The sequence below is a fragment of the Paracoccus shandongensis genome (genome assembly GCF_017315735.1).
GTDB classification, from domain to species: Bacteria; Pseudomonadota; Alphaproteobacteria; order Rhodobacterales; family Rhodobacteraceae; genus Paracoccus; species Paracoccus shandongensis.
This window is the reverse complement of sequence record NZ_JAFLRK010000001.1, coordinates 75,273-88,066: the sequence shown is the minus strand read 5'-3', so window position 1 is coordinate 88,066 and position 12,794 is coordinate 75,273. Positions and strand designations below refer to the sequence as shown.

Annotated in this window: 10 protein-coding genes; 3 read left to right on the top strand and 7 right to left on the bottom strand. The window is 69.3% G+C overall.

Going from position 1 to position 12,794, the window contains the following annotated elements; translation table 11 throughout:
- Positions 1–3: 3 nt before the first annotated feature.
- Positions 4–963, top strand: coding sequence for a 2-hydroxyacid dehydrogenase (locus JX613_RS00450; RefSeq protein WP_207099485.1), 960 nt, complete (start codon positions 4–6; stop codon positions 961–963).
- A 53-nt stretch (positions 964–1,016) separates the two neighbouring features.
- On the opposite strand, the gene JX613_RS00445 is transcribed toward JX613_RS00450, so the two are convergent.
- Positions 1,017–2,387: a dicarboxylate/amino acid:cation symporter gene (locus tag JX613_RS00445; protein ID WP_207099484.1), complete on the bottom strand. Its 1,371-nt coding sequence runs from the start codon at positions 2,385–2,387 to the stop codon at positions 1,017–1,019.
- 207 nt (positions 2,388–2,594) lie between these two features.
- On the opposite strand from JX613_RS00445, the gene JX613_RS00440 reads away from it, so the two are divergent.
- Both JX613_RS00440 and JX613_RS00435 read left to right on the top strand, forming a co-directional pair.
- Positions 2,595–4,280 carry a sensor histidine kinase gene (locus JX613_RS00440; RefSeq protein ID WP_336512247.1) on the top strand — a complete coding sequence of 562 codons (1,686 nt, stop codon included), beginning with the start codon at positions 2,595–2,597 and terminating at the stop codon, positions 4,278–4,280.
- Positions 4,277–5,596 (top strand): sigma-54-dependent transcriptional regulator, encoded by a 1,320-nt coding sequence (locus tag JX613_RS00435; protein WP_207099483.1) that lies wholly within the window; start codon positions 4,277–4,279, stop codon positions 5,594–5,596. The genes JX613_RS00440 and JX613_RS00435 overlap by 4 nt, the downstream gene beginning before the upstream one ends.
- On the opposite strand, the gene cysW is transcribed toward JX613_RS00435, so the two are convergent.
- The 6 genes from cysW to JX613_RS00405 form a co-directional block, all read right to left on the bottom strand.
- Positions 5,593–6,414: a sulfate ABC transporter permease subunit CysW gene (gene cysW / locus JX613_RS00430; RefSeq protein WP_207099482.1), complete on the bottom strand. Its 822-nt coding sequence runs from the start codon at positions 6,412–6,414 to the stop codon at positions 5,593–5,595. The two genes, JX613_RS00435 and cysW, sit on opposite strands and share 4 nt — an antisense overlap.
- Entirely contained in the window at positions 6,411–7,268 is an 858-nt protein-coding gene (cysT, locus tag JX613_RS00425) for a sulfate ABC transporter permease subunit CysT (protein WP_207099481.1), read from the bottom strand. The genes cysW and cysT overlap by 4 nt, the downstream gene beginning before the upstream one ends.
- Positions 7,265–8,260: a sulfate ABC transporter substrate-binding protein gene (locus JX613_RS00420; RefSeq protein WP_207099480.1), complete on the bottom strand. Its 996-nt coding sequence runs from the start codon at positions 8,258–8,260 to the stop codon at positions 7,265–7,267. The genes cysT and JX613_RS00420 overlap by 4 nt, the downstream gene beginning before the upstream one ends.
- Positions 8,257–9,354 (bottom strand): sulfate/molybdate ABC transporter ATP-binding protein, encoded by a 1,098-nt coding sequence (locus JX613_RS00415; RefSeq protein ID WP_207099479.1) that lies wholly within the window; start codon positions 9,352–9,354, stop codon positions 8,257–8,259. The genes JX613_RS00420 and JX613_RS00415 overlap by 4 nt, the downstream gene beginning before the upstream one ends.
- A gap of 204 nt (positions 9,355–9,558) precedes the next feature.
- Positions 9,559–11,550: a capsular polysaccharide biosynthesis protein gene (locus tag JX613_RS00410; RefSeq protein WP_207099478.1), complete on the bottom strand. Its 1,992-nt coding sequence runs from the start codon at positions 11,548–11,550 to the stop codon at positions 9,559–9,561.
- Between the two features lie 7 nt (positions 11,551–11,557).
- Complete coding sequence (locus JX613_RS00405) at positions 11,558–12,724, bottom strand: polysaccharide biosynthesis/export family protein (RefSeq protein ID WP_419538796.1); 1,167 nt, start codon at positions 12,722–12,724, stop codon at positions 11,558–11,560.
- Between the last annotated feature and the right edge of the window lie 70 nt (positions 12,725–12,794).

Sequence of the window (12,794 nt, the reverse complement as noted above, 5' to 3'; positions counted from 1 at the left end):
GACATGACCACGCTTGTTCTTCTGGACCCATCCACCCCCGAACGGCTGGACCGGCTGTGGCCTTTCCTGCCCCCGGGCTGGCGTCTGACCACGGCGGCGTCGCGCGCGCCGCAGGACCAGCTTGCGGCGCTGCAAGGGGCCAGCTTCGCGATCACCGGCGACGTGCCCGTGACGGACGCGATGTTCGCCGTGCCCGGCCTGCGTGCGGTCCACAAATGGGGCGTGGGCTATGACGGCATCGACCTGGACGCGGCGCAGCGGCACGGGGTGCGGGTGCTGCGCACCACCGGATCGAACGCCGTGGCGGTGGCGGAAACCACGCTGGGCCTGATCCTGGCTGTCAACCGCAGCATCGTGCGGGGCCATCTGGGGATCGCAAAGGGCCGCTGGTCCAAGGCCGAGATCGGGCCGGTTGCCGCCACCCTGACCGGCCGCACCGTGGGCATCGTCGGCATGGGCCATATCGGCCGCGCCCTGGCCCGCCTGCTGCGCGGCTTCGGCTGCCCGATCCTTTACACCAAGCGCAGTCCCTTGACTGCGGCCGAGGAAGCGGACCTGAACGCCCGCTTCGCGCCGCTGGAGGAACTGCTGGCGGCATCCGACGTGGTGACGCTGAACTGCGAGTTGAACGACAGCACCCGCAACCTGATCGGGCGCGATCAACTGGCGCTGATGAAGTCCGATGCCATCCTGGTCAACGCCGCGCGCGGCGGTGTCCTGGTCGAGGCTGACCTGGCCCATGCCATCCGCGCGGGCCGGTTGCGGGGCGCGGGCATCGACGTGTTCTCGGTCGAGCCGATCACGCCCGACAACCCCCTGCTGGGCCTGGACGCGGTGGTGCTGACCCCGCATCTGGCGGCGCTGGATGCGAAGGGCTTTGCGCCCACGGTCGCGCGGATGATGGAAAACCTGCTGGCGGTGCAGAACGGCACGCCGCCACGCGACGGGGACATTCTGGTCTAAGGCATGAAAAAGGCGCCGCATCGCTGCGGCGCCCCTGGCTTTCTTGCGCGGGATCAGTCCGCGCTGCTTTCGCCCAGCTGCAACCCGGCGGGGTGGATCGCCAGCCCGGTGACGGGGGCGGCAAGGCCCTCGGGTTCGCGCCCGCCCATCACCGCGTCGAAGCGTTCCCGGTCCAGTGCGCCCTGCCAGCGGCTGACGACGACCGTGGCCACCGCGTTGCCGATGAAGTTGGTGATCGAGCGGCATTCCGACATGAAGCGGTCCACGCCCAGGATCAGCGCCATCCCGGCGACCGGAACCGTGGGCACCACCGACAGGGTGGCGGCCAGCGTGATGAAGCCCGCGCCGGTGACGCCCGCGGCCCCCTTGGACGACAGCATCGCGACCAGCAGCAGCAAGACCTGCTGTTGCAGCGTCAGGTCGGTGTTCGTGGCTTGCGCGATGAACAGCGCGGCCAGCGTCATGTAGATGTTGGTGCCGTCCAGGTTGAAGCTGTAGCCGGTCGGCACGACCAGGCCCACCACGGGACGCGCGCAGCCCGCCTTTTCCATCTTCTCCATCAGCGAGGGCAGGGCGGATTCTGACGACGAGGTGCCCAGGACCAGCAGGATTTCCGCCTTCAGATAGGAAATCAGCCGGAAGATCGAAAAGCCATTGACCATGCAGACGGTGCCCAGCACCACGACCACGAACAGCGCCGAGGTCAGGTAGAACGTCCCCACCAGCATTGCCAGGTTCATGATGGACGCGATGCCGTATTTGCCGATGGTGAAGGCGAAGGCCCCGAAGGCGCCGATGGGGGCGGCCTTCATCAGGATGTCCACCACGCGGAAGACCGCGAAGCTGGCCGATTCCAGGATGTGCAGCACGGGCTTGCCCTTGTCGCCGACCAGGATCAGGCCGATGCCGAACAGGATGGCCACGAACAGCACCTGCAGGATGTTGCCCTCGACAAAGGCCGACACCAGGGTCGTCGGGATGATGTCCATGACGAAGCCCACCAGCGACGTTTCATGCGCCTTTTCGGTATAGGTCGCTACGGCGCCTGCATCCAGGGACGCGGGGTCGATGTTCATGCCCTTGCCCGGCTGGATCACGTTCGCCACGATCAGGCCCACGATCAGCGCCAGCGTCGAGAAGGTCAGGAAATAGGCGAATGCCTTGCCCACGACCGAACCCACCCCGCGCAGCGATCCCATGCCCGCCAGACCCGTGACGATGGTCAGGAAGATGACGGGCGCGATGATCATCTTGACCAGCTTGATGAAGCCGTCGCCAAGGGGCTTCAGCGCCTCGCCCGTCTGGGGATAGAAATGGCCCAGCAGGGCGCCCGCCGCGATGGCGATGACCACCTGGAAGTACAGGTGGCGATAGAATGGCCGTTTCTCATGGGCCACGGGATGCGCGGATATGTCCAACTGCATGAAGGCCTCCTCCAGCCTTGTGAATGTCTATGCGATGACGCACATCCTACGCGGGCGGCAGGGCTGCCCAAAGTTCTTGCCACATGGCAGCAATGCGCTGAAAACATGGCTGTTTTCACCTGATAGCGCCTGATTGATGTGTGGTTTTCCGCACAGCCCCGGGCTGCTAGTGTGGAAAGGGAAACAGCTTGCCGGGGATTCGGACGCGTGCGCGACATTCGGGACGACCTGCCCCTGGACGGCGATTCGCCCGTCCTGCCGCGCGCGGCGGGCTGGCTGGCCGTCGCGCTGGCCCTGGCGCTGCTGGTCCTGGTTCCCGCCGCGGCCTTCTGGGGCGTGCGGGCCGGGGCCCTGCAGAACCTGCGCGACGAGGGACTGGCCGCCGCGCAATCGCGGGCGCTGACGCTGGAAAGCATCCTGGACCGCCAGCGCGCGGTCGTGGCGATCCTGGCCGACGACGCCATGGTCAAGGCCACGCTTCAGGGCGAGGCGCCCGACCGGCGCGACGCCGTCTCGGCCAAGCTGGAACGGCTGCGGTCCGAAACGCAAAGCACGGTCCTGTATCTGCTGGACGCCACGGGGCGGACCATTGCCGCGTCGAACTGGAACGGGCCGGACAGCTTCGTGGGCCATGACTACAGCTTCCGCGACTATTTCCGCCTTGCGCGCCCGACCGCGATGGAATTCGCCTTGGGCATGGTCAGCCGCCAGCCGGGGCTGTATCTGTCCCACGACGTGCGCGACGGCGCGGCGCTTCTGGGGGTGGTGGTTGTCAAGGTGGAATTCGACGCGCTGGAGGCCGCCTGGGCGCGCAGCCCCAACGCCACCCATGTGACCGAACAGGATGGCCGCGTCATCATCACCACCGACCCGGCCCTTCGCTTCACCACCGCCCCGCCCGTCGTGCCCGACAGCCTGGCGATCGCCCTGCCGGTGCGGGGAACGGGATGGACCCTGGCGCTGCATGTGCCCACGCGGGAAGCGCGGCAGACGGCCCTTTACGCGGCGGGGACGGCGGGGCTGGCGGTGCTGCTGCTGATGGCGCTGGCCAACCAGGCCCGCCGCGCGCGGCTGCGCGCCGCCCGGAAGGCCCGGGCCGACCGGGCCTATCGCGCGGAACTGGAACGCGCCGTCACCGAGCGCACCCGCGACCTGTCCGAGGAGATGCGCGAGCGTCAGTTGGCCCAAGCCCGCCTGTCGCAGATGCAATCCGACCTGGTGCAGGCCAACAAGCTGGCGACCATGGGCCAGATCACCGCAGGCGTCGCGCACGAGATCAACCAGCCCTTGGCCACCATCCGCCTGCTGGCCGAAAACGGGCAGGCGATGGCGCCCGATGGTCCGGCGGGCGACAACCTGGCCCGCATCGCCCGCATGACGGACCGGATCGGCCAGATCACCGACCAGCTTCGCAGCTTCGCCCGCAAGGCCACCGGAGAGATCGGCCCCGTCCCCCTGCGCCCGGTAATCGAGGCATCGCTAATGCTGACCGCCAGCCGCCGCAAGGCCAGCGACATGCCCGTCCACCTGCCCGACATTCCCGGCGACCTGGCCGTCGTGGGCGAGCAGGTGCGCGTGGAACAGATCCTCGTGAACCTGCTGACCAACGCCTTCGAGGCGCAGGAGGCCAGTCCCGATCCCTGGATCCGCATCGGGATCGCGGCGGATGGCCAGCATGTCACCCTGACGGTCACGGACAACGGGCCGGGCCTGCCGCCGCAGTCCAGCGGCCAGCTTTTCGCGCCCTTCGCCACCAGCAAGGCGCAGGGGCTTGGCCTGGGGCTGGTGATTTCCCGCGACATCGCCCGCGATTTCGGCGGCGACCTGACCGCCGACGACCCGGTGCCGGGCCAGGGCGCCACCTTCCGCCTGATCCTGAGGAGGGCCGCATGACCAGGCTTGTCCGGCTGGTGGAAGACGACGAGGATCTGCGCGCGGCCCAGGTCCAGACCCTGCAACTGGCGGGCTTCCGGGTCGAGGATTTCGGGCTGGCCACGGACGCGCTGGCGGGCGTGACGCGCGACTATCCGGGCGTGGTGCTGTCCGATGTGCGGATGCCGGGCATGGACGGGTTGCAACTGTTCCAGGCGCTGCACGGGATCGACCCCGACCTGCCGGTGATCCTGCTGACCGGGCATGGCGACGTGCCGATGGCGGTGGCCGCGCTGAAGGCCGGGGCCTATGATTTCCTGACAAAGCCCGTTGGCCGCGACGTGCTGCTGGCCGCGCTGAACCGCGCCGCCACCGCCCGCGCCCTGGTGCTGGAGAACCGCGCGCTGCGGCAGGCCAGCCATGACGCCTCGGACGCCTTTCCCGAGCTTTCGGGCAGCAGCGAGGTCATGGACCATCTGCGCGCCGCCCTGGACCGCGTGGCCCAAGCCGAGGGGAACGCCCTGCTGACCGGCCCGGACGGGTCGGGCAGGCTGTCCGTCGCCCGCGCGATCCACCGCCAGGGCCCGCGCCGCGCCCGCGCCTTCGTGCATCTGGCCTGCGACGCCCTGGACGAGACGCGGTTCGAGGCCGACCTTCTGGGCAGCGAGCCTGCGGGCCCGCGCGGCACCCGCAAGGCGGGCCGGCTGGAACGGGCGCAGCGGGGCGTGCTGTTCCTGGACCGTGTGGATGCGCTGACCCCCGCCATGCAGGCGCGGCTGGCCGCGATCCTAGAGGCGGGCGAGTTCTGGCCCATGGGCGCCAGCGCCCCGCGCCCCATGGATGTGCAGCTTCTGGCCTCGACCAGCGCCGACCCCGCGCATCTGGCCGGGGGTCCGTTCGACGGGCGGCTGTTCTATCGCCTGTCGGGCACGGTCTTGCAGGTTCCGCCCCTGGCCGAACGGCGCGAGGACATTCCGGCGCTTTACCGCCATTTCCTGCTGGCCGCCTGCGCGCGGCTGGACCGGCCCGCGCCTGCCATGACCGGCGCGGTCAAGGCGCGGCTGTCCGGGCATGGCTGGCCGGGCAACCTGCCCGAACTGCGCGGCTTCGCCGAAAGCCAGGCCATCGGCGTGACGCCCTTCGACGCGCAGGACGGCGGCACCGCGCCGGGGTTGTCGGAGTTGGTGGCGGCCTATGAGGCCGAACTAATCCGCGACGCCCTGCGGCTGGCGGGCGGCAATGCCACTGCGGCGATGGCGCGGCTGCACCTGCCGCGCAAGACCTTCTACGACAAGCTGGCCCGCCACGGCATCAAGCCCACGGATTTCCGGCGCTAGCGGGTCCGGCCCTCAAGAACCGTCTTCAGAACCAGCACCACAAGCGCGATCAGCGTCAGGGTGGACGCGGCGGCAAAGGCGCCGACGGTGTTCAGGTCGTTGAACAAAAGCTCGATCTGCAGGGGCAGGGTCATGGTCTGCCCCCGGATCGCGCCCGACACCACCGACACCGCGCCGAATTCCCCCACCGCCCGCGCCGTCGCCAGCACCGCGCCGTAAAGCAGCGCCCAGCGGATATTGGGCAGCGTCACCCGGCAAAAGATCTGCCAGCCCGAGGCCCCCAGCGTCAGCGCCGCCTGTTCCTGTTCCGACCCCTGCGCCTGCATCAGGGGCAGGACTTCGCGCGCCACGAAGGGCCCGGTGACGAACAGCGTCACCATGACGATGCCGGGCAGCGCGAACAGGATCTTCACGTCGCCCGCCGCTAAGGCCGGGCCAAGCAGCCCCTGCCGCCCGTAAAGCAGCAGATAGCAGACGCCCGCGATGATGGGCGAAATGGAAAACGGCAGCTCGATGATCGTCAGCAGCGCCTTGCGGCCGGGAAAGGTGAAGCGCGCGATCAGCCAGGCGGCGGCAATGCCGACGGCAAGGTTGACGGGCAACGTGATCACCGCCACGGCCGATGTCAGCCAGATCGCGTGCAGCGTGTCGGGGGCCAGGATGTTCTGGGCGAAGACCGCGAACCCTTCAGACAGCGCGCGCCAGAAGATGTAGACCAGCGGCACCACGACGATGAACAGGGTCAGCGCCACGGCCAGCCCGATCAGCAGCCATTGCGCGCGGCGGTCGGGGCGCGGAGCCAGGGTGGCGGGCGTCATGCCGGAACCCTCCGCCGCGTCAGGCGCGCTTGCAGCCAGTTCGACACGACCAGCAGCACCATGGCGATGGCGACCAGCGTCAGGGCGATGGCGGCGGCGCCGTTGTAATCGTATTCCTCAAGCCGGATCACGGCCAGAAGGGACGCGATTTCCGTCTTCATCGGCAGGTTGCCCGCGATGAAGATCACCGCGCCGAATTCGCCCAGCGAGCGGGCAAAGGCGATGGTGGTGCCGACCAGGAAGGACGGCAGGATCGCCGGGAAGATCACGCGGGTGAAAATCTGAAACGGGGTCGCGCCCAGGGTGCGGGCGGCTTCCTCTTGCCCCGGGTCCAGATCCTCCAGGATCGGCTGGACGGTGCGCACCACGAAGGGGATCGAGGTGAAGGACATCGCGACCGCTACCCCCCAGATGGTATAGACGACCCCGATCCCGGCAGGCGCCAGGATCGCGCCATACCAGCCGTTTTCGGAAAACAGCGCCGTCAGCGCCAGGCCCGCCACGGCGGTGGGCAGCGCGAAGGGAATGTCCATCATCGCGTCAAGCAGCCGCCGTCCCGGAAAGCGGTAACGGACCAGCACCCAGGCCATCAGCAGGCCATAGAACGCATTGAAGACCGTCGCCAGCGCGGCGGCGGTCAGGGTCAGGCGCAGGGCGGCCAGCGTGCGGGGGGCGGTCACGATCTCCCAGAACCGCAGCGGGCCGATCTCGGCCCCCTTCAGGAACAGGGCGATCACGGGCAGCAGGACGATGATGCCGACATAGGTCAGCACCAGGCCCATGGTCAGGCCAAAGCCCGGAAGCACCCGCCGCTGCCGCCCGGCGGGAAGGCCCGCGACCGCCGCCACGCTCATTGGTTCACGAACACGGAATCGAGGATCCCGCCTTCGGCGAAGTGTTCCTGCTGCACCTTGTCCCAACCGCCGAACACGTCTTCCACCGTGACCAGCTTCACGTCGGGGAAGTTGGCGGCGAATTCGGCGGTGATCGCCTTGTCATGCACGCGGTTGAAGTTCTGCGCCAGGATGCGCTGCGCCTCGGGCGAATAAAGGAAGTCGAGATAGGCCTTCGACACCTCGGCTGTGCCCTTGTCCTCGGCATTCTCGGTCACGACGGCGACCGGGAACTCGGCCAGGACCGACAGAGAGGGCGTGACCCGCTCCAGCTTGGCATCGGCGTATTGCTTGGCGATGCCGCCCGTCTCGGCCTCGAAGGTGATCAGCACGTCGCCGATGCCGCGTTCGGCGAAGGTCGCGGTGGCCGCGCGGCCGCCCTGGTCGAAGACCGGGACATTGGCGAAGATCTTACCCACGAACTCCTGCGCCGCCGCCTGGTCGCCGCCATTCTTGTCCAGCGCATAGGCATAGGCCGCCAGATAGGTGTAGCGCGCGTTGCCGCTGGTCTTGGGGTTGGGGAAGATCACCTGCACGCCGTCCTGCGCCAGGTCGTCCCAGTCGTCGATCCCCTTGGGATTGCCCTCGCGCACCAGGAAGGCGGGCAGCGAGTAATAGGGGGACGCCTGGTTCGGGAAGGCCTCGCGCCAGTTCTCATCGACCAGGCCGCCTTCGGCCAGCACGTCGATATCCGTCACCTGGTTGAAGGTCACCACATCGGCGGGCAGGCCTTCCAGGATGGCGCGGGCCTGCTTGGACGATCCGCCATGCGACTGGTCGATGGTGACGCTACGGCCCGTTTCCGCCTGCCATTTTTCGGCAAAGACCGGGTTCAGCTGGGCAAACAACTCTCGCGCCACGTCATAGGACACGTTCAGGATCGCGTCCTGCGCGGCCACGGGGCTGGCGAGGCCCAGCACAAGGACAAGGGCGGTGGTCAGGCGGGTCTTCACGAGCGGGCCTCCTTCAGGGGTCTGGATGGTTCGGCTTGCGCGGCAGCGGATGCCGTGCCGCCGGGAAAAATCTGGCCCGCGACGATGCGCAGCCCGACGGGCTGGCCGACTGACAGGGCGCGGGCCTCGCGGCGCGGCACCTCGGCCTCGATCCGGCAGCCGGTGCCGTTTTCCGCCACGATCCGCAGCAGCGCGCCGGTCGATGCGGCCTCGGTCACGCGGAAGGGGGCGGCGGGGTCGGGCAGGGCTTCGATGTCGGCGGGGCGCAGGAACAGGGTGGCGGGGCCGTCGGGCAGCGCGCGGCGGGGCAGGGCGGCCAGGTCCAGGCCCGCGGCCTGCGCCCGGCCCGCGCGCATGGTCACGGGCAGTTCGACCGTCAGGCCCAGGAAGCGCGCGACAAAGGGCGTGGCGGGGTGGTCGTAAATCTCGTCCGGGCGGCCGATCTGTTCGATGAAGCCGCCGTTCATCACCACCACGCGGTCGGCCAGCTCGAAGGCTTCCTCCTGGTCGTGGGTCACGAAGATCGTCGTGGTGCCCGCGCTGTCATGGACGCCGCGCAGCCAGCGGCGCAGGTCGCGCCGGACCTGGGCGTCCAGCGCGCCGAAGGGTTCGTCCAGCAGCAGCACGCGCGGTTCGATCGCCATGGCGCGGCCCAGAGCAACCCGCTGGCGCTGCCCGCCCGACAGTTCCGCCGGATAGCGGTCGGCCAGCCCCTCGATCTGCAGGAACCGCAGCAGCCCGTCCACCGTGGCCGCGATCTGCGCCTTGCCGGGGCGGCTGGCGCGCGGCAGGACCGTCAGGCCGAAGGCGATGTTGTCGCGCACCGTCATGTGCGGGAACAGCGCATAATGCTGGAAGACGAAGCCGATGCGCCGTTCGGCGGCCGATTTCGCCAGCCAGTCCGCGCCGTCAAAGGACAGCCCGCCCGCATCCGGCCAGTCCAGCCCCGCGATGATGCGCAAGAGCGTCGTCTTGCCCGACCCCGAGGGGCCCAGAAGCGCCACCAGTTCCCCCTGTCGCACCTCGAGGTCGATGCCGCGCAGGACGGGGGTCGCGCCGAAGCGCCGGGCTAGATGCGAGATCACAAGCGACATGGGCGGCTTTCCTGGTTGCGCGTCCCAGTTAGCAACGGGGCGGATGCTTGCCAAGAAAGGCCCCCGGTCTGCAGGGGCGGGACGGCAGGAACGCTGTTCCATGGCGGGGCGATTTTCCTTGATGCCGGACTGCAAGGCAGCGTGCCGGGCAACCTCTGTTCGGGCCTCTGCGCCCGGCACGCGATAACGTTTCTTTTGCGCGCCTCAGCGCCGCCACAGCCAGCTATGCCCGGCCAGGCGGCCCTGAAGCTTGGCCATCAGGCGCAGCACCGGGACGCGCGGGCCGGTGCCGTCCTTCAGGCGGTCCACCGCGACCTCGACCGGGCAGGGCAGGCCCGTGACCGGATCGCGATAGCGGGGATAGGCGATCAGGCAGGCATGAACCAGCGCAGCCAGATCCGGGCGGGCGCGGCGGCGGGGCGGGATCGGCCCCAGGTCGCGGGTCAGGCCCCAGCCTGCATAGAAGGGCGCGCCCAGCACCGTCACGGGAACGCCGCGCAGCAGCGCCTCGAACCCTAGGGTCGAGGTGATGGTCCAGACCTCATCGACATGGGACAGCAGGGCGATGGGATCGGCGGCGGTGGCGATCTCGTCTGCCAGGGGGGAGGCGTCGATGGCGCCGGGGCGCAGCCCCGCCTCGACATCGGGATGGGGCTTGTAGATCAGGTGGGCGTCGGGATTGTCGCGGCGGACGCGGCGCAACAGGTCCAGGTTGGTGCGTTCCGTCCCCGCGCCCAGGCGGATCGAGGCATCGTCCTGGACCTGTCCCGGCACCAGGATGCGCCTGCGGGCCGTTTGGGCAGGGCGATGGCCCTGGCCCGACAGGTTGTATTTGGACAGGCCCGCCGCGCGGATCGCCGCGATCAGCCGGGCCGCCCGGGCCGCGCCGCCGGGCGGAGGGCCGGCTTCGATCAGGCGTTCCAGCCGGCTTTCGCGGGTGGGGTCGAAATAGATGCCCCGGTCGTCCGCGATCAGCGACAAGGGCGGCGTCAGGGCCGCGCCAAGCCCCCGGGACCGCAAAAAGCCATCCTCGACCCGGATCGCCTGGGGGACGGCATCGGCCTTGCCAGCCCAGGCCAGCGTGACATGGGCCGAAGGCCGGTCCGTGAACCGCACCCCCCGGCCATCGCCAAAAGCGCGCGCGATGAAGGGCCGCTTCCACAGCCGCATCCCATAGGCCAGGTGGCCGTCGCGGTCCTGGCGGAAGGCCTTGACCTCGGCCTCCAGCTGATCGACCGCGCCGTCGAAATCGGTCAGGCGGTCACGGCAGGGGTCATACCAGACCGGCGCCAAAAGATGGCTGGCGGCAAACAGCGCCTCGGCCTTGGCGGTGCCGCGACGGCCATGCAGGGGGACTTCGTCCTGGGACAGGCCCCAGCCGGCATAGAAGGGCTGGCCGAACAGGCGGGGCTTGTGGCCCGCCAGGATCGCCTCGTATCCCAGCTGGGAACTGACGGCATAGACCGCATGGGCGTTTTCCAGCAGCCGCCAGGGCGAGATGTCCGCATCGCACAGGATCTCGCCGGGCCGCAGGTCACCCGCGCCAAGGTGGCCGGGGCGCAGGCCCTGGGCCGTCTCGGGGTGGCAGCGCAGCAGGATTGGGCGGCCGGGATGTTCGCGCCGCGCCGCGTCCAGCATCGCCAGGAAGCGGTCGCGCCCCGCGCCCATCAGCGAGGCGTCGCCCCGCGTTTGGTCGATCACCAGGACATAGCCGGGATCCGGGGCGGGCAGGTGGGGACGGTGGGCGTTGTATTTCGACAGATCCAGCGCCCGCAGCCGGGCGATGCCGTCGCGGGCGCGCTGCTCATGCCCCGCCGTCGCGCCGTCCGTAACCAGCCGTTCGATCAGCGAGGGGCGGGACGGGTCGAAATGCAGGCCGAAAGGGTCGATCAGCAGGCCCAGGGGGCCGCGCCGGGCTGTGCGCCCCTTGGCGCGGCCGGGCAGGACCGATCGCAGGAACGCATCCTCGACCGTGACCAGACCTGCCCCGCGCCGCGCGGCGATGCCCCGGCCGCGCCATGCCGTCGGGCTGGCGCCCCAGACGGCGACGGCATTGCCGGGGCCGGGCAGGCCAAGGCGCAGATCCCACCCCGACAGGTGCAGGATGCGGCGCAGGCGGGGTCCGTGCCAGAAGCCGCGATTGTATGCGAAAAGCCGCCGGTCTTGCCCACCGGCGGCTTTCTGGTCATCGCTCATCCGCCGGTCACTGGGTCAGGTTCTGGACGGAGTTGGCGGAGTTGATCGGCCCGATCAGGGCGGCGAGGCGTTTTTGCCACTGAACATAGGGGGCCTCGGTCACATAGACCGTATCCTCGTCCCGGACCAGGAAGTCGCGGGCCAGGAACAGCCCGTTCGGCCGCGTCAGATCCAGCACATAGGCGATGCGCTGCGTGCCCTGGACCGTCTTGCCCAGCACGCGCGAGGCGACCTGTTCCGGCTCGTCGCGCAGGATGAAGACGCCGGTCGGGTCGGCGAGGTTCGAGTTCAGGCCGCCCACCATCGCCACGGCCTCGACCGCGTTGATCATCTCGTTGCCCAGGGGCACGCGGGTCTGGCCGCCCAGGGCGCCAAGGGCGGTGAAGCTGCGCTGGTCTTCCTCGACCAGGATCACGTCGCCGGGACGCAGGGCGATGTCGTTGCTGGCGTTGGAATAAAGATCGGTCAGCCAGACCTTGCCGGTGGTGTTGCCGCGCTTGACGGTGATCACGGCGATCTCGGGCTCGATCGAGACGCCGCCGGAACGGGCCAGCATGGCCGACAGGGTGCGCGTCGGCCGCTCGATCGGATAGACGCCCTGGGCGGTGACCTTGCCCATGACCGACACGGTGGCGCCGTCGCCCGCCACGCGGGCCACGGTGACCTGCGGGTCGGGGGTCTGCGTGGACAGCCGTTCGGTGATCAGCTGGCGCAACTGGTCGGGCGTGTTGCCCGCCGCCTGCACCCGGCCCGCATAGGGCACGAAGATATAGCCGCTGCTATCTACCTGGATTTCCTGCAGCGCGGTCGAACTGGCCCCCAGCGAAGTCAGCAGCCCGTCATCGACGTTTTCCCAGATCGCCAGGCCCAGCACGTCGCCTGCCCGGATCTCGTCCGCGCCGACCTGTCCAGCGCGCAGGAAGCTGTTCGAGAAGCCATAGGCGGGCGTATAGTTCGTGGCGCGCGCGACATGTTCGTTCACATAGATCACATGCGCGTTGCCGCCCTTTTCGACCGCGCCCGAATAGATCTCGTTCTTGCTGGGGCCGGAACGCGGCAGGCTGCAGGCCGCCACAAGCGTCATCGCCGCGATCACGACAAGGCGCATGGCCAGGCCCGCCGCCGACCGGGCAGGAGAAAGCTTCACTGTCACCTCTCGAAAACTCCTGTTCATCTTCGTCCGGACTTGCCGTCCGGTTGTGCGGGCAATGTAGCCCGGCGCGCCCGCGGATGCCACCACTTCA

Coding starts and splice junctions, on each gene's coding strand:
- JX613_RS00450 (WP_207099485.1), top strand. CDS start 4: ATGACCACGCTTGTTCTTCTGGACCCATCCACCCCCGAACGGCTGGAC.
- JX613_RS00445 (WP_207099484.1), bottom strand. CDS start 2,387: ATGCAGTTGGACATATCCGCGCATCCCGTGGCCCATGAGAAACGGCCA.
- JX613_RS00410 (WP_207099478.1), bottom strand. CDS start 11,550: ATGAGCGATGACCAGAAAGCCGCCGGTGGGCAAGACCGGCGGCTTTTC.
- cysT (WP_207099481.1), bottom strand. CDS start 7,268: ATGAGCGTGGCGGCGGTCGCGGGCCTTCCCGCCGGGCGGCAGCGGCGG.
- cysW (WP_207099482.1), bottom strand. CDS start 6,414: ATGACGCCCGCCACCCTGGCTCCGCGCCCCGACCGCCGCGCGCAATGG.
- JX613_RS00435 (WP_207099483.1), top strand. CDS start 4,277: ATGACCAGGCTTGTCCGGCTGGTGGAAGACGACGAGGATCTGCGCGCG.
- JX613_RS00415 (WP_207099479.1), bottom strand. CDS start 9,354: ATGTCGCTTGTGATCTCGCATCTAGCCCGGCGCTTCGGCGCGACCCCC.
- JX613_RS00405 (WP_419538796.1), bottom strand. CDS start 12,724: ATGAACAGGAGTTTTCGAGAGGTGACAGTGAAGCTTTCTCCTGCCCGG.